This window comes from Colwellia demingiae (genome assembly GCF_007954275.1).
Classification (GTDB): Bacteria; Pseudomonadota; Gammaproteobacteria; order Enterobacterales; family Alteromonadaceae; genus Colwellia; species Colwellia demingiae.
The window spans coordinates 163,465-180,224 of record NZ_VOLT01000010.1 but is presented as its reverse complement, the minus strand read 5'-3'; the positions used below and the strand labels follow the sequence as shown (position 1 = coordinate 180,224).

General features: G+C 37.9%; 17 protein-coding genes. 15 read left to right on the top strand and 2 right to left on the bottom strand.

The window, feature by feature from the left end:
• Nucleotides 1–7 precede the first annotated feature (7 nt).
• Nucleotides 8–1,459, bottom strand: a complete 1,452-nt coding sequence (locus ESZ36_RS17875; protein ID WP_146790363.1) for a COG3014 family protein — start codon at nt 1,457–1,459, stop codon at nt 8–10.
• A 428-nt stretch (nt 1,460–1,887) separates the two neighbouring features.
• Between ESZ36_RS17875 and ESZ36_RS17865 the strand changes: the two genes are divergently transcribed.
• From ESZ36_RS17865 to ESZ36_RS17830, 8 genes are all read left to right on the top strand, one after another.
• Nucleotides 1,888–2,223 carry a cupredoxin domain-containing protein gene (locus tag ESZ36_RS17865; RefSeq protein ID WP_146790361.1) on the top strand — a complete coding sequence of 112 codons (336 nt, stop codon included), beginning with the start codon at nt 1,888–1,890 and terminating at the stop codon, nt 2,221–2,223.
• Between the two features lie 264 nt (nt 2,224–2,487).
• Nucleotides 2,488–2,934 (top strand): c-type cytochrome, encoded by a 447-nt coding sequence (locus tag ESZ36_RS17860; protein WP_011041450.1) that lies wholly within the window; start codon nt 2,488–2,490, stop codon nt 2,932–2,934.
• Nucleotides 2,935–2,937: 3 nt separating this feature from the next.
• Nucleotides 2,938–4,329 carry a cbb3-type cytochrome c oxidase subunit I gene (locus tag ESZ36_RS17855; protein ID WP_146790359.1) on the top strand — a complete coding sequence of 464 codons (1,392 nt, stop codon included), beginning with the start codon at nt 2,938–2,940 and terminating at the stop codon, nt 4,327–4,329.
• Between the two features lie 485 nt (nt 4,330–4,814).
• Nucleotides 4,815–6,260, top strand: a complete 1,446-nt coding sequence (locus tag ESZ36_RS17850; protein ID WP_246129159.1) for a S10 family peptidase — start codon at nt 4,815–4,817, stop codon at nt 6,258–6,260.
• 431 nt (nt 6,261–6,691) lie between these two features.
• Entirely contained in the window at nt 6,692–7,843 is a 1,152-nt protein-coding gene (locus ESZ36_RS17845) for a hypothetical protein (RefSeq protein WP_146790355.1), read from the top strand.
• 10 nt (nt 7,844–7,853) lie between these two features.
• Nucleotides 7,854–10,112, top strand: a complete 2,259-nt coding sequence (ovoA, locus tag ESZ36_RS17840) for a 5-histidylcysteine sulfoxide synthase (RefSeq protein WP_146790353.1) — start codon at nt 7,854–7,856, stop codon at nt 10,110–10,112.
• A 281-nt stretch (nt 10,113–10,393) separates the two neighbouring features.
• Nucleotides 10,394–12,211, top strand: coding sequence for a translational GTPase TypA (gene typA, locus ESZ36_RS17835; RefSeq protein ID WP_146790351.1), 1,818 nt, complete (start codon nt 10,394–10,396; stop codon nt 12,209–12,211).
• A 417-nt stretch (nt 12,212–12,628) separates the two neighbouring features.
• Nucleotides 12,629–12,811 (top strand): hypothetical protein, encoded by a 183-nt coding sequence (locus ESZ36_RS17830; RefSeq protein WP_146790349.1) that lies wholly within the window; start codon nt 12,629–12,631, stop codon nt 12,809–12,811.
• 55 nt (nt 12,812–12,866) lie between these two features.
• On the opposite strand, the gene ESZ36_RS17825 is transcribed toward ESZ36_RS17830, so the two are convergent.
• Nucleotides 12,867–13,091 (bottom strand): hypothetical protein, encoded by a 225-nt coding sequence (locus ESZ36_RS17825; RefSeq protein ID WP_146790347.1) that lies wholly within the window; start codon nt 13,089–13,091, stop codon nt 12,867–12,869.
• A gap of 100 nt (nt 13,092–13,191) precedes the next feature.
• Between ESZ36_RS17825 and ESZ36_RS17820 the strand changes: the two genes are divergently transcribed.
• The 7 genes from ESZ36_RS17820 (at nt 13,192) to rpsH (ending at nt 16,757) form a co-directional block, all read left to right on the top strand.
• Nucleotides 13,192–14,091, top strand: coding sequence for a virulence factor BrkB family protein (locus ESZ36_RS17820; protein WP_246129158.1), 900 nt, complete (start codon nt 13,192–13,194; stop codon nt 14,089–14,091).
• Nucleotides 14,088–14,525: a D-aminoacyl-tRNA deacylase gene (gene dtd / locus ESZ36_RS17815; protein ID WP_146790343.1), complete on the top strand. Its 438-nt coding sequence runs from the start codon at nt 14,088–14,090 to the stop codon at nt 14,523–14,525. Before ESZ36_RS17820 ends, dtd begins: the two co-directional genes overlap by 4 nt.
• A 259-nt stretch (nt 14,526–14,784) precedes the next feature.
• Nucleotides 14,785–15,153 carry a 50S ribosomal protein L14 gene (gene rplN, locus ESZ36_RS17810; RefSeq protein WP_146790341.1) on the top strand — a complete coding sequence of 123 codons (369 nt, stop codon included), beginning with the start codon at nt 14,785–14,787 and terminating at the stop codon, nt 15,151–15,153.
• A gap of 12 nt (nt 15,154–15,165) precedes the next feature.
• On the top strand, nt 15,166–15,480 hold the full coding sequence (gene rplX, locus ESZ36_RS17805; protein WP_011041462.1) for a 50S ribosomal protein L24: 315 nt from the start codon (nt 15,166–15,168) through the stop codon (nt 15,478–15,480).
• 12 nt (nt 15,481–15,492) lie between these two features.
• Nucleotides 15,493–16,038, top strand: a complete 546-nt coding sequence (gene rplE, locus ESZ36_RS17800) for a 50S ribosomal protein L5 (protein ID WP_011041463.1) — start codon at nt 15,493–15,495, stop codon at nt 16,036–16,038.
• A gap of 4 nt (nt 16,039–16,042) precedes the next feature.
• Entirely contained in the window at nt 16,043–16,348 is a 306-nt protein-coding gene (rpsN, locus tag ESZ36_RS17795) for a 30S ribosomal protein S14 (protein ID WP_146790339.1), read from the top strand.
• 19 nt (nt 16,349–16,367) lie between these two features.
• Nucleotides 16,368–16,757, top strand: a complete 390-nt coding sequence (gene rpsH, locus ESZ36_RS17790; RefSeq protein ID WP_425457416.1) for a 30S ribosomal protein S8 — start codon at nt 16,368–16,370, stop codon at nt 16,755–16,757.
• Nucleotides 16,758–16,760 lie beyond the last annotated feature (3 nt).

The window sequence follows — 16,760 nt, the reverse complement described above, 5'->3', positions numbered from 1 at the left end:
CTTTAATTTAAAGATTGATACTCTGATAATTAGTATAACTTCCGATTGAGGTTAATTTTACTAAGGTTTGCCTGTCTTCATTAATTTCAACCGTGATGGTGCGGCTGTTACCGTTAATGGTCAATTCTACTTCTTGTTGGCCAAGTGCTAAGTCTAGTCGTAGTATATGAATGCTATCGGGTAGCGTACTCCAACTTCGAGTATCTGCTTTTTCAGACGCTATATTGTAAAGTCCGGCTAAAATGTTACCTACATCACCACCTTTGCGGCTCATTTGTTGTCTAAGTTCTTCCTTAGCAAAAAGACGCACAACTTGTCTGGTGACAATCGCTGGCATTTCATCTTGTAATTGCTTAGCGGCAAGAGATTGTAAGCGGACGATTTCTTGAGATTGATAGGTATTGCCTTGATAGTTTAATGAGAGCCCTGAGTATTGGCGCAAGCGATTTTGATAACTAGGTAAGGCTAAACTGTAAAAACGCATATCGTTATGGCTAGTGAAAATGGGTAGGTGGATGGATACTTCCTGCTTACTCGGGATAATGCCTTGTTCAACAAGAACGACAAGCTGGCCACTTTTAGTCAAACTTTGTCGATGATCAATACCTTGGTTATTGCCTTGGGTAATATCGCTAGAAAAACGGTTACCGAATAATTGAATGTCATTAGTCATGCCAAGCTTTGTAGCCAAGCGCCATACATCTTTTTGCACTGTTACGTTGTGAGGGTAAATTTCTAATGCTTTTTTATAGTCTATATAAGCATCGTTGGCTTGTCCTGCGGCTTCATAAAGTACGCCTGATAAGTAAAAGGTATAGGCATTTTGAAAACCATTTTTTACTTTGCCAATAGCGGTACTCATTGATGGGTATTTACTTGCTAAGCTTTCAGAACTAACACCTTTGTTTGTCATTTCTTCTTGGCTATCATAAAGTGCTTTTTGATTGGCTTGTAAGGCTTTTTGTTGTACTAAATTCGCGCGTCGTATTTCAACCAAGGCACCAGAGAGATCGTTTTGGTTTAAGTAATTAAGGGCTTGGTAACAATGCAGCATACTTTGTTCATAGTAGTGAATGTCATATCGGGTTGCGTTGTCGTTACTAACGACGGCCTGAATGTTTTCTATGCCGCGGCTTAGTTGAATTTTAGCTGCTTGCTCTGCTTGTTGAACCTGTCGGTATACTAGGGCAAAGTCTTGCTGACTTTGTGTGTGATTATTGGCGAGAAACTCTAAACGGGCTTTTTCTAATAAACTTAAACCATAACTGCCATTGCTTTCACTACGCTCTGGTAGCAATGATACTGCTTGTTCGAAGTTACCTTGTTGCTGGGCATTCTTTGCCCCTTGCATCTGTTTATTATAGTTACTAAATAAATCACTAAATGAAGTGCCTGCACAAGCACTTAGTGCGAGTGAAAGTAGTATGATTATCGAGATTTTGGAAGGAATATTCAGCATGTTAGTAGCTTATCTTGTTAACAGTATATAGCAAGAAGATAGCTGTATAAAAAGTGTAAGTTTATGCAATCATACCCGCTTCACTTGAAGATGTTCGTTTCAGGAAGTCTGAGCGACTCATAATCAAGGCGCATTATTTTATTAAGGGTCATTCCCTTAAAAAGAAAGGTAACGCAGAGTATGATTTGCTCAGCCTTCCCCAAGGGGCTGGTTTAGAAACGCTTTATGCTGCGTTATTGATTTCGACAATAGAACAACTATTCTCTTCAATCAATGCCTCGCCTAAAGGCGTTTCTAATTCCAGCTGAATCAAGCATCTTCAAGTGGAACGGGTATATATGAAACATATGAAGAGTGATCTAGAATAAATGGGTATGAATTAAAACACTGTACCCTTAGGTTAAATATGCATTAAATAAGGATGAATGATGATAGATAAAAGAGTATGGCTCTTTATGACGATGAGTCTGTTTATAGGTACAAGCCAAGTACAAGCTAAAGATGTCATTGTTGAAATATATAAAAAGCAGTTTATTCCCAGCGAAGTAACCATTGAAGCTGGCGATAGAGTGATTTGGAAAAACATTGAAAAACGTCAATACCACAATGTTTGGTTTAAAGGCTCTGGTGAAGAAGAGCCGGATTACTTTTTTCCTGATGAAAGCTACCAGCGTAAATTTGATCAGTCAGGTACTTTTGCTTATGAATGTGGTCCTCATCCTAAGATGAAAGGTAAGGTGATCGTTAAAAAGTTGCAGCAATAACCTTAAATGTTTTGTTGATATAAATCTTGCTATTAGTGGCTATAACCTTAATTTAACTGAGGTTATAGCCCTTTTTTGTAGTGAAATAAGTTAATAATAAAGGCAGGTTTTTTGATATAGCGCAAAATTGCATCTAATTATGTAACTATTTATTACAACCCCTTGAAAACTTGATTTCCATCAAGTCGCTGACTAAACTTCCTCGTTATTATCTATTTGCTTTATAAAAAACTTACGCATGAACTATTTCATTAAGGAAACACCATGTCAGAGAGCTTTACTAAAGGCATGGCAAGGAATATTTATTACGGAGGAAGTATATTCTTCTTCTTAATATTCTTAGCTTTGACTTTTCACACAGTAAAAGAGATGCCCAAACGGGATAATCGAGAAAATATTACCGAAGCGGTTGAACGCGGTAAACACTTATGGGAAAAAAACAACTGTATTGGTTGTCATACACTTATTGGTGAAGGCGCATATTTTGCTCCAGAACTAATGAACGTATATGACCGTCGCGGCGGTGGTAATGAAGTAGCTTTTAAAGCTTTCTTAAATGGTTGGATGAATGCTCAGCCATTAAACATTCCAGGTCGTCGTCAAATGCCTAACTTCCACTTAAATGACCAAGAAATTGATGATTTAGCTGAGTTCCTTATATGGACATCAAAGCTAGACGCCAATAACTGGCCACCAAACATTGAGGGGTAGGGCGTGAATACTTTAAAATATCAATCACAAGCCGTAGCAAAACCTTATTTTATTTTTGCTATGATCTTGTTTGTAGGCCAAATATTATTCGGTCTGATCATGGGTTTGCAATATGTAGTTGGCGACTTTTTAGGTGGAATAATTCCATTTAACGTAGCTCGTATGGTGCATACCAATCTATTGATTGTTTGGTTACTCTTTGGTTTCATGGGAGCTGCTTATTATCTAGTGCCAGAAGAAGCCGAAACTGAGCTGTACAGTCCTAAATTAGCAATTATATTGTTTTGGGTATTTGCTGCAGCTGGCGTATTAACTATTTTAGGCTACTTACTAGTACCTTACTCAACGTTAGCTGATATTACCTTTAATGAATTATGGCCAACTATGGGTCGTGAATTCCTAGAACAACCAACGATTACTAAATTTGGTATTGTTATTGTTTGTTTAGGTTTCTTATTCAACCTAGGTATGACTATCTTAAAAGGTCGTAAAACTGCCATTAACATGGTGATGATGACTGGTTTAATAGGTTTAGCAGTATTCTTCTTATTCGCTTTCTATAACCCAACTAACTTAGCATTAGATAAATACTTCTGGTGGTTTGTAGTTCATTTATGGGTAGAAGGTGTTTGGGAATTAATCATGGGCGCAATCTTGGCTTATGTATTAATCAAAGTGACTGGTGTTGACCGTGAAGTAATTGAAAAATGGTTATACGTAATCATTGCGATGGCACTTATCTCAGGTATCTTAGGTACTGGTCATCACTTCTACTGGTTAATGACACCTGAATATTGGCAGTGGGTTGGTTCTATCTTCTCAGCACTTGAACCACTACCTTTCTTCGCTATGGTACTGTATGCATTTAATATGGTTAACCGTCGTCGTCGTGAACATCCTAACAAAGCTGCTACATTATGGGCATTGGGTACAGCGGTAATGGCATTCTTAGGTGCTGGTGTATGGGGTTTCTTACATACATTATCATTTGTTAACTACTACACGCATGGTTCGCAAATTACTGCAGCTCACGGTCACATGGCTTTCTACGGCGCATATGCAATGATTGTTATGACAATCATCTCTTATGCTATGCCTAAGTTACGTGGTATTGGTGAAGCTAACTGTAATAAAGCGCAAGTAGTTGAAATGTGGGGCTTCTGGTTAATGACAGTGGCTATGGTATTTATCACCTTGTTCTTAACAGGTGCTGGTATCTTACAAGTATGGTTACAACGTTTACCTGAGTCTGGTGAAGCTTTAAGCTTTATGGCAACTCAAGATAAACTTGCTATCTTCTACTGGTTACGTGAAATTTCTGGTGTTATCTTCCTTCTAGGTTTGATTTCTTACCTCACTAGTTTCTTCATTACAGAGAAAAAAGCTCAAGCATAATGTAAATATGTTTGGTTGACTGATAAAAAGCCGTGACAGTGTCACGGCTTTTTTTTTGCATTTATATCATACCGATCCCATTAAATTATTACCCACTTGTGCTGGTTAAAATACTCCATGGCGGCGTTGCTCTCAATCCCAATAGCCAGTTATTTCTCAATCGAATGCCTTGCCCTGATTTATTTTTTCTATACACAACAAGATCATAAACTTAATGGAATTGGTATTATTCATCCTATTTTATCTTCGCTTTACCGAAAATAGTTTTATCCCATCGATACTAGCTGTTACTTTGCGCTTCCCTAATTAACTAATGTTAATTTCAGCACACTTAATCTGATGAGGATTTCATTATCTCTGCTTCAACCGCTCAAATATTCCAAAATATGCAGAAAGGCTTAAACTTTTTAGTTCCTGTTATGGTGATGTTCAGCTTATCATCCAGCCCTGTTTTAGCTGCTAAAGAGCCTGAGCAACAGCAAAAAATGCATGAACGTAAACTGGCTATCGATGACAAAAACATCACAAAGCACAGTACTAAGGTCAATGGACAGAAGTTTAAATATACCGCTACTACAGGAACGCAACCCGTTTGGGATGAAGAAGGCAATCCAATCGCGAGTTTGTTTTATACCTACTATCAACGTAGTGATGTAAAAGATAGCGCTAAACGTCCATTGGTGATTTCTTTTAATGGTGGGCCAGGTTCTGCTTCTGTCTGGATGCATGTTGCTTATACTGGCCCTAGAGTGCTGAATGTAGATGATGAAGGTTATCCATTACAGCCTTATGGCGTAAAGACTAATCCCTACTCAATTTTAGATGTCGCGGATATTGTTTTTGTTAACCCTGTAAATACCGGTTACTCGCGTGTGTTGGCTGGTAAAGACGGAGAAATGCCAAGTAAAGAGCAACAGAAAAAAATGTTCTTTGGCGTTAATGCTGATATTAACTATTTAGCCGAGTGGCTTAATACCTTTGTAAGTCGCAACAATCGCTGGCGTTCACCTAAATATTTAATTGGTGAAAGCTATGGCACTACGCGTGTTGCAGGTTTGGCGAAAGAACTACAAGAACGCCAATGGATGTATGTTAATGGTGTGATTTTGGTTTCACCAACCGATATTGGTATCAAACGAGATGGGCCGGTAAAAGCGGCAAATAGACTACCTTACTTTACTGCTGCCGCTTGGTATCACAAAGCCCTAACGCCATCACTTCAACAAAAGCCTTTAGCAGAACTACTTGCAGAAGTTGAGACCTTTACTATAAGTGAATATTTACCTGCTTTAGCTAAAGGCGGCTTTATTACCGCACAAGAGAAGCACGTTATTGCAGAGCAAGTTGCAAAATATGCCGGTTTATCGGTAGAAGCGGTTATTAATAATAATTTAGATGTTGATAATTCATTTTTCTGGAAAGAATTATTACGTGATAGAAAGCAAACCATTGGACGTTTAGATTCTCGCTACTTGGGAATTGATAAAAAAGTTGCCGGCTCTAGCCCAGATTATAATGCTGAATTAAGCTCATGGTTACACAGTTTTACCCCAGCAATTAATTATTATTTACGTGAAGAATTAAATTATAAAACTGATATTAAATACAATATGTTTGGCAACGTCCGTCCGTGGGATCGTACCGGTAATAAAACAGGTGAAGGACTTCGCTCTGCCATGGCACAAAACCCTTATTTACAAGTGATGATTCAATCGGGTTACTTTGATGGCGCGACAAACTATTTTGATGCTAAATATACTATGTGGCAATTAGATCCAAGTGGTTTAATGAAAGATAGATTGTCATTTAAAGGTTATGAGAGTGGTCATATGATGTACTTACGTCATGAAGACTTACGAGATGCAAACCAAGACATTCGTGAGTTTATTAAGAGAAGCTTGCCGGCGAAAGGTCAAGCAGCCAAGTACTAAAAACATGATTTATATGATTACGTAACAGTAGTCAGCTTATTAAAAAGCTTACTTGTAAATAGTAAGCTTTTTTTATGTCTAATACTGCTTGATAGAGGACCGACATTTGTAATTAAGCGATAGCCACGTTGAATTATAAGAATTTATGGTTAAAGTGATTCATTGTGCTATGTTTTTAAAGTTAACGTTTATTTTATAAGCTTGAACATATTAACACTTGCATGAGATGAAAAATATTGAGCAAATATGTAGTGATTATATTGCAAATAAAGTGAAGATAAATGTGATCTTAATCGGTTATGTCACCGTAAATAATAAGTGATAGGTAGCGTTGAGAATAGACACTATATTTAACTGTTAAGTTAGACATTAAGTTAGCTGTTAATTTAAGTGAACTGAATAATTTAAACCACTTAAGGTAACTAAATAGGATGTTAAAAAAAGCACTTGTCTTGCTCCAAGATTACCTAAGTCACTTAGGCTTTAAAGCTCAAATTCACTTTGAGTTAGAAGGCTGCTATAAAATCCCTGACAATATTAACAAAATTGACCTTACAGCCATTAACCATAGCTTATCTATGTTGGATATCGACGGTGAAGTCGTTAATGAATATTGGAAAAACCAATGGGAGTATGTCTCTTTATTTAATGGCCAGTCTCCACTAAAAGAAGCCGATAACTTAGTTCGAGCTATGAATCACCTTCCCATAATCTTTGCTCAACATGGCATTACGGAAACGTTAATTCAACCAGTAGTTTGGTCAGGTGATCAAGGAAAGTTAGCGGTAGGCTCTCGCGATATTTTTACCACAGACACTCGAGCTGTTCATATACCCAATGCCATTCAAATCAATGTCAGTGTTATCAATGAGCACGGCGTTAATATTATTTCACATGATGGTTTTGGCGAATACTTACAGCAATGTTTTTTGCAAACGAGTAAGGAATGTAGTCTTTTATATTTGCCCGAAGAAGAAGCCTTCGAACGTTTAAAATTAAAATCAACCTATGGTTTGGCAGCAGAGCTTTGTTCTCCTTGTGATATTTCCGGTGGACATCAAGGTAGTATTGCGCTGTATAAAGAGTTAGGTAAGCATAATCAACAAATGGGCGAAGAGACGTTACTGTTTGATCAACATAATGAAATACTAGTTACTGAGCAAAATTGGCAAAAAACAGCACGTATAGAACACAGACTAGGAGCTTCAAGTGCGGCTTATAATCCATATGTTAATGTCTTATTTTCTTTAATGAATGTTGTTGATGCCCTCGAGGTATATCTGCAAGAAAGTTGCTTATCCGATTTATCTTCTTCAATACAAACCATCGAATTACCCAAGTCACTATATAACCAATACCAACAAGGGGCTGGTGGCGCTAAAGATTCTATTGGTGCTATTGAACTATTTACTCGCTGTCCATGGTTTAGTGAACGAATCAATAAGGTGCAGCAGTTCATGAGTTTAATAAATGATGACAATCACCAACCTGCTTATTTAGGTGACTCAATTAAGCAACAAATTCTCGCTAAATATCAAACTAATAAAATAGCATTACCTGTTAATTTTAATTACACATTATAGGCGGCGTTTCATGGACACTAACAAATACAACGAAGTAAGCGAGCCCAAGTCACCAACGTTAATGGGGGACTCTGTAAATGGAAAACGTGCTGAATTAAAACGCTATTTTAAAGCAACATGGCAACGTTATGATTCTTTGTTCTCATTGGTCAATAATGATGAGGCTTACTATCAGAGACCTGAGCGATTAAGACATCCATTGATTTTTTACTTTGGACATACAGCCTGCTTTTATATAAATAAGCTCATATTAGGTAAATATATCGATGAGAGAATTAACCCTCGAATAGAAGCAATCTGCGCCGTTGGTGTAGATGAAATGAGCTGGGATGATCTTAATAGTGCACATTATGATTGGCCAGCAGTTGATGAAGTAAGAGTCTACCGACAACAAGTTTTTACTGTTGTCGATCATATCATTGACACTATGTCGCTAGTATTACCTATTAAGCAAAATTCATTAGCGTGGATTATTTTAATGGGCTGTGAACATGAGCGTATTCACATTGAAACCTCTTCAGTGATTATGCGGATGTTGCCATTAGCTTCATTAACTCCGAATGAATGTTGGCCTACTTGCCTGCAAACCGATAGCCCGCCAAATAATGTATTAATGCCAGTAGAGGGAAGTGTTATTAAGTTTGGCAAGCCAACATCAGATGATAGCTTTGGTTGGGACAATGAATACGGATGTGCAACATTAGCCTTAGATGATTTTCACGCTGCAAAATATTTAGTCTCTAATGAAGAGTTTTTGGGCTTTGTCGAGTCAGGTGGTTATCAAAATACTTTTTTATGGACCCAAGAAGGGCAACAATGGTTGGCATATAGCGAAGCAACGATGCCACGATTTTGGTTAAAGCAATCGGGCGAATATTGGCAGCGAAACTTATTAAATGAAATGCCTTTGCCGCTGGATTGGCCAGTAGAAGTAAACTACCTCGAAGCGAAAGCCTTCTGTAATTGGAAAAATAGCTTAGATGATAAAGCCTTAAGTGATAATGGTTTAAGCGATAAAGACAACCAAGGTCTCTATAGACTGCCTTCTGAAGGCGAATGGCTATCTTTACGAGAGCAAGTTGAAGGTGACTTACTATCATGGCAAAAAGCACCAGGTAATATTAACAGTGAATACTTTGCTTCTTCTTGCCCGATAAATATGTTCTCCCAAGGTGATTTTTACGACATTGTCGGTAATGTATGGCAGTGGACAGAATCAGCCATTGATGGCTTCAACGGTTTCTCAGTTCATCCTTTATATGATGATTTCTCTACGCCCACCTTTGATGGTAAACACAACCTAATTAAAGGTGGCTCTTGGATCTCGACAGGTAACGAGGCGATGCAAAATTCTCGTTATGCTTTTCGTCGGCACTTTTTTCAACATGCAGGCTTTAGGTATGTTGTGAGTAAAAATGAGAATGTACCGAATTTAGCTGACAATCACTATGAAACCGATACTCAAGTATGCCGGCAACTTCATAATCACTTCGAACAGCTGAACTCGTTAAGTGCTTCGTTACCAAATACGAAACAACAACCTAAAAAAGATCCGAACTTAGCTGTCAATGAACAGCACCTAGCGAGTAATTACTTAGATAGACTGGCTAACACCATTGTTAAAGTAGTCGATAAATATAACGTAAAACCAATGTTAAAATGTCTAGATTTAGGCTGTAATGTTGGCGGTTTAAGCTTTATCTTGGCTAAGTATTATTCCTCGATCGATGCGGTTGATTTTTCTGCTAGATATATTCAATACGGTGTAAAGCTCCAACAAGGCGAATCGATACGATATGTAATGCCTCGTGAAGGAGAGCTAACTGATTTTCATGAGTTTACCTTACCTATCGAATTACAAGAACAATCAAAAAACATTCATTTTAGTCAAGGAGATATTGGTAATCTAAAAAATATATTTGCTGGTTATGATGTCATCATTGCACAAAATACTTTAGAGCAAAGTTATGACCCCGCGTTATTTTTAGCACATGTTCATCAGCGACTTAATGCACAAGGTATCTTGGTTATTATTTCAGATTATCAATTTACTGAAGAAGTCACAGATAAAACTAAATGGTTGGGTGGACAAAAAATTAATGGTGAAAACTTGACCGGTTTTGAAGCATTAACCGCTTTATTATCTAATAATTTCACCTTGGTTGATGAGCAAGAGGTTACTCAAATCATTAAGACTAATACACGTCACTTTACGGTAGTTCAACCCCATTTAACAATATGGCAATTGAAGGAGGATAATCGACATTAAGAACAAAAAAAGTAAGACCATGCCGCTTTTTATAAATAGTAGCTATTGGTAGCAGTAGATGAGTTAAAAGTGTCTGCATCACCCGTTATTGCTCAGTTTCTGTGATGCCAAGAACAATTGATAAATGTAAAGCTAATGTAGTATTAGATACTAATAACAATGCTTATGGCTTTATTGTTTTCTTTTTAGCCTAAACAACTGTATAATGCGCGCCCAATTATAGCCCTATTCGTTAATCTGCTTGAAGTAGCAATAAACGATAGTAACAGCGAGTAACGCCTGTGTTAGATAAATTAAGAAATGTGGCAATTATTGCTCACGTTGATCACGGAAAAACCACTTTAGTTGATAAATTACTAGAGCAGTCTGGTACCCTAGATACGCGTGGCGGTCTAGAAGAACGCACGATGGATTCGAATGATATCGAAAAAGAACGTGGTATCACAATCTTAGCTAAAAATACGGCTGTTAACTGGAATGGCTACCGTGTAAACATCGTAGATACTCCTGGCCATGCTGATTTCGGTGGTGAAGTTGAGCGTGTAATGTCTATGGTAGATTCAGTTTTACTAATTGTTGATGCACAAGAAGGCCCTATGCCACAAACGCGTTTCGTAACGAAAAAAGCGTTTGCTCAAGGTTTAAAACCAATTCTTGTCATTAACAAAGTTGATAAGCCTGGTTCTCGTCCTGATTGGGTTATGGACCAAGTTTTTGAATTGTTTGATAACCTTGGCGCTACAGATGAACAGCTTGACTTTAAAGTTGTTTACGCTTCAGCAATCAATGGTTGGGCTTCGTTAGAAGAAGGCGTTATCGGCACTGACATGACTCCTTTATTTGATACTATTCTTAAAGAAGTTCCACAGCCAATCGCTGATCCAGAGGGTGCATTCCAAATGCAAATCTCTCAGCTTGATTACAACTCGTACCTAGGTGTAATTGGTGTTGGTCGTATTACCCGTGGTTCTGTTAAGCCGAACCAACAAGTAACTATACAATTAGCAAACGGCGGCGTTCATAACGCTAAAGTCGGTAAAGTATTTGGTTACCTAGGTTTAGAACGTCTTGATATCGCTGAAGGTTTTGCTGGCGACATTATTGCACTTACTGGTTTAGGCGAATTAAAGATTTCTGATACGGTTTGTTGTCCAACAGAAGTTGAAGGTTTACCTGCGTTATCTGTTGATGAACCTACTATCAACATGACTTTCCAAGTAAACACTTCACCATTTTGTGGTAAAGAAGGTAAGTATGTTACTTCACGTAACATCAAAGACCGTTTAGACAAAGAATTGATTCATAACGTTGCTTTACGTGTTGAACAACTTGCAGATGCTGATAAATTTAAAGTATCAGGTCGTGGCGAACTTCACTTAGGTATCCTAATTGAAAACATGCGTCGTGAAGGTTTCGAGTTAGCTGTATCACGTCCAGAAGTTATCATCCGTGAAATTGATGGTCAGTTACAAGAACCTTATGAAAACGTAACTATTGATGTTGAAGAACAACATCAAGGACCTATCATGGAAAAGATGGGTGTTCGTAAAGCTGAATTAACAGATATGGCACCAGATGGTACTGGTCGTATTCGTATGGATTTCATCATGCCAAGTCGTGGTTTGATTGGTTTCCAAACTGAATTCATGACATTAACGTCAGGTTCTGGTTTGATTTACCATACATTCTATGAATACGGTCCTCACAAGGGTGGCGAAATTGGCCAACGTAAAAATGGTGTAATGATTGGTAATGCAACGGGTAAAGCACTAACTAACGCTATCTTCAACTTACAATCTCGTGGTCGTATGTTGATCGGACACGGTGTTGATATTTATGAAGGTCAAGTTATTGGTATTCATAGTCGTGATAACGATTTAACAGTAAATGCCCTTAAAGGTAAGCAGTTAACTAACGTTCGTTCATCAGGTACTGATGAAGCACAAACATTAACGCCACCTATTGTTATGTCATTAGAGCAAGCTTTAGAATTTATCGATAACGATGAATTAGTCGAAGTTACGCCTGATAGTATTCGTATACGTAAAAAATTCTTGAAAGAGAATGATCGTAAACGTGAAGGTCGCGGTGTTAAATAATTACTGACCACCTTTATAAATATTAAAAAACGCCTATTGCTTATGTAATAGGCGTTTTTTTATGTCAGGACTTCTTATGTAAAGGAAGTCGAGTAGCTTACGGATATAGCATATCTAGGAGCATTCTAATGACCTTAAGCCACATTCAGCAAATCGATCAGTAAAACTTTCCTGTAAATACCTAATTGTTTTTGTAAGACATATCTGCAATTGCTACCGATTTCATCAACAATAGCGAGAATGGTTTTCTAGTAAGTGACTGTTTCTTCGTAATAAACGATAAGATTTTATCAATATATAAATATCTTGTTACTTCTATTTTACAAATAACTAAGCAGAGAATATTTTTTATAACTACGCTTATGGGGATAAAGCAGTAAGTTATAGCGGCTTTGTCCAAACAAAAGGAATTGTATTATGACCCCAGCACAGCTAAAAGAACTCCAAGAGTTAAGCCATATTTTTAGTCAAGGCAAAGCTAGCCCACAACAAGTGCAGCAGCTTTCAGCTTTACTTGCACAAATTAATTGTTACGGTGAAGAAAACAGAGCGGAAGAAAGTGAGAAAATTAACTTTACTGGCGCTCCGCACTTTGGTTGATATTGAGCGACTATTTTACCCAAAGCGGATAAGGGCAGCTTAGCGCTTACCCTTACTAATCGTAATCTTTATAAGTTGCCGCATCGATTATCGACCACACATGAAATATTCCAGCAATAATTGCTGGAATGACCATCCACCAAAGTGCATAACCACCCACACATACAATAGCAAAAATTAATGCAGCCATTAACCTGCCTTGCACCAGTTGCCCTAATCCAGGGAAAAACACATTACATATAGCAGAAATTACATTACCTGCAGAACCTTGACTTGCCATCAGTCACTCCAACCTTTTATCTATTGATAAGCTAGCTAATTAATTGTCTCTATCTTAATATATATACTAACTAGGGCAAATCAGTAAATTGTTAACAAATATGAGTTTATTCAACAAAAAAAAGCTAATTAGTTTTTGGCATGACAATAAAGAGTTACTTTTTTATTTTACTCGTCGAGTACAACGTGAGCAGATACAAGTCGTTGCCGGTTATTTATCTTATGTTTGTTTAATGTCATTGGTTCCACTCATTGTTGTAATGTTATCGGTAATGACAGCATTTCCACTTTTTGCTGAGTTACAACATAGTATTGAACAATTTGTTTATCAAAACTTTGTACCTGCTGCAGGCGATGTGGTGCAGCAGTATTTAACTGGCTTTGTATCAAACGCCTCAAAAATGTCGGCTGTCGCAATTTCCTTTTTGTTTGTAGCGGCACTATTATTGATTTCATCAATTGATAATACCTTTAATAAAATTTGGCGAGTCACTGATAAACGACGCACCATTACTTCATTTGCCATGTATTGGATGGTATTAACCTTGGGTCCAATATTGGTTGGAGCAAGTATTGCGTTATCTTCTTACTTAGTTTCTATTGTCGCTGTTGATGAATACGATGTATTAGGTTTATCTGATATGTTTTTACGTATGCTACCGCTGCTTTCTTCCATTATCGCCTTTATCATCCTCTACATCGCTGTACCTAATAAAGCGGTACCTTTCAGGTTTGCTTTATCTGGTGCCATAGTTGCGGGTATTCTATTCGAACTAGCGAAAAAGGCTTTTGCTTTATATATAACTGCATTTCCTTCTTATCAAGTGATTTATGGTGCATTAGCGACTATTCCTATTATATTCCTGTGGGTTTATGTCTCTTGGCTTATTGTACTAACAGGGGCGTTAATCACTGTTTCTTTACAAGAGTATGAAATGTTAAAAGAGCAAAAAGCAAAAGGAATCGATAGAGCACAAGTAAAGGATGAGGAAATATCATGATAGCTTTAATACAACGGGTAAGCCAGGCAAGTGTCACTGTTGATGGTGAAATCATAGGGGAGATAGAAAAAGGCTTATTAGTTTTTCTTGCCATTGAGCCGTTAGATAGTGAACAAAAAGCAAAACGATTAGCCGAGCGGGTCGCAGGGTATCGCATTTTTAATGATGAAAATGACAAGATGAACCTAAATGTGAAACAAGCCAGTGGCAATATTTTAGTGGTATCTCAATTTACCTTAGCGGCAGATACCTCAAGTGGTATGCGACCAAGTTTCACTACAGCAGCAAAGCCAGACTTTAGTAATCATCTCTATCAGTTTTTTGTTACCCAGCTTAGAGATAAAGGTTTTGATGTTCCTACTGGGGAGTTTGCTGCCGACATGAAAGTAGCCTTAATTAATGATGGGCCGGTAACTTTCACACTGACCATTTAACCTTTCTTATTAGTATAAATCTCATCAGCCATAGCACTGCTTATTTTTTAGCTAATTAACTATCACTTTATATTAAGTGGTGTTATAATCTCGCGCCCGTTAAGTTTGAGTTATGGCTTTAATGTCTAAATTCTATACAAGACGGGGGTCTTTCAAAAGGCAGTGACGGGTCAATTTTCGGCCTTAAATTTTATATTATCTTATTGTTTATCTTGCATTTAGCAAGGTTTAGAAAAAAGATAACAATGGAGCAAAATCAATGATCCAAATGCAATCACAGCTGAATGTTGCTGATAACAGTGGCGCTAAGCGTGTTCAATGTATAAAGGTTCTTGGTGGCTCGCACCGTCGCTATGCACGCATTGGTGATATCATCAAAGTTGCCGTAAAGGAAGCAAGTCCTCGCGGTAAAGTAAAAAAAGGTGATGTTAACACTGCGGTAGTGGTGCGCACTAAGAAAGGTGTTCGTCGTACAGATGGTTCTGCTATCCGTTTTGACGAAAACGCGGCTGTAATGTTAAACGCTAACTTACAACCAATTGGTACTCGTATTTTCGGGCCTGTGACACGTGAACTTCGTAATGAGAAATTTATGAAGATCGTATCATTAGCACCAGAAGTACTATAAGGAGTCACGATAATGGCATCTAAAATTCGTCGTGATGATGAAGTAATTATACTTGCAGGTAAAGACAAGGGCAAAACTGGTAAAGTTACCAAAGTTCTTGTTGAAGACGGCAAAGTATTCGTAGAAGGTATTAACCTAATCAAGAAGCACACTAAGCCTGTACCTCAGTTACAGCAGCCTGGTGGGATTGTTGAAAAAGAAGCACCTTTACAAGTTTCCAACGTAGCGATCGTTAACTCAGCAACGGGTAAAGCAGATCGTGTTGGTTTTAGAATTGAAGACGGCAAAAAAGTACGTTTTTTCAAATCTAATAACGAATTAATTTAATTGGAGTAAACGATGGCGAAACTGCATGATTTATATAAAGATACAGTTGTAGCTGAATTGCAAAAGCAATTCGGTTATAAAAGTGTCATGCAAGTCCCTCGGATTGAAAAGATCACCCTTAATATGGGTGTTGGTGAAGCTATTTCTGATAAAAAAGTTTTAGAACACGCCACAAATGATCTTACTGCAATCTCTGGGCAAAAGCCGATCACGACAGTAGCACGCAAATCAGTTGCGGGCTTCAAAATTCGTGAAGGCTACCCTATTGGTACGAAAGTAACTCTACGCGGCGAGCGTATGTGGGAATTTTTAGAGCGTTTAATCTCTATTTCTATTCCTCGTATCCGTGACTTCCGTGGCTTAAACCCTAAGTCATTCGATGGTCGTGGTAACTACAGCATGGGCGTTCGTGAGCAAATTATCTTCCCTGAAATCGAATACGATAAAATCGATAAGATTCGCGGATTAGATATCACTATTACTACTAGCGCGAAAGATAACGAAGAAGGACTAGCTTTATTGTCCGCCTTTGATTTCCCGTTCAAGAAGAAGGTGTAGAGTTATGGCTAAAACGTCAATGAAAGCTCGTGAAGCTAAAAGAACCAAGTTAGTAGCACAATATGCTGAAAAGCGTGCTGCGTTAAAAGCAATCATCTCAGGCACTGAATCTTCGGATGAAGAACGCTGGGATGCTGTATTGAAACTTCAAAGTTTACCTCGTGATTCGAGCAGTAGTCGTCAACGTAACCGTTGTAACATTACTGGACGTCCACATGGTTTCTTACGCAAATTTGGTTTGAGCCGTATTAAATTACGCGAAACTATGATGCGTGGTGAAGTTCCAGGTCTTAAGAAAGCTAGTTGGTAATTCACGGGAGTAAATGGTTATGATGACTGATCCTATCGCGGACATGTTTACACGCATCCGCAACGGTCAATCTGCAGCAAAAGTTGCAGTACAAATGCCATCTTCAAAAGTTAAGGTTGCAATTGCAGTTTTACTTAAAGAAGAAGGTTATATTTCAGAGTTTTCAGTATCAGGCGAAGTTAAACCTGAACTAGCTGTAACGTTGAAATATTTTGAAGGTAAAGAAGTAATTGAAAAGATCAAACGTGTTTCACGTCCTGGTCTTCGTATATACAAAAGCTGTGATGAACTTCCTAAAGTTCTTGCAGGTATGGGTATTGCGATCATTTCAACTTCTAAAGGTTTGATGACGGATCGTGCCGCTCGCTCTGCGGGTATCGGCGGTGAAGTTCTTGGTTTCGTAGAGTAAGGA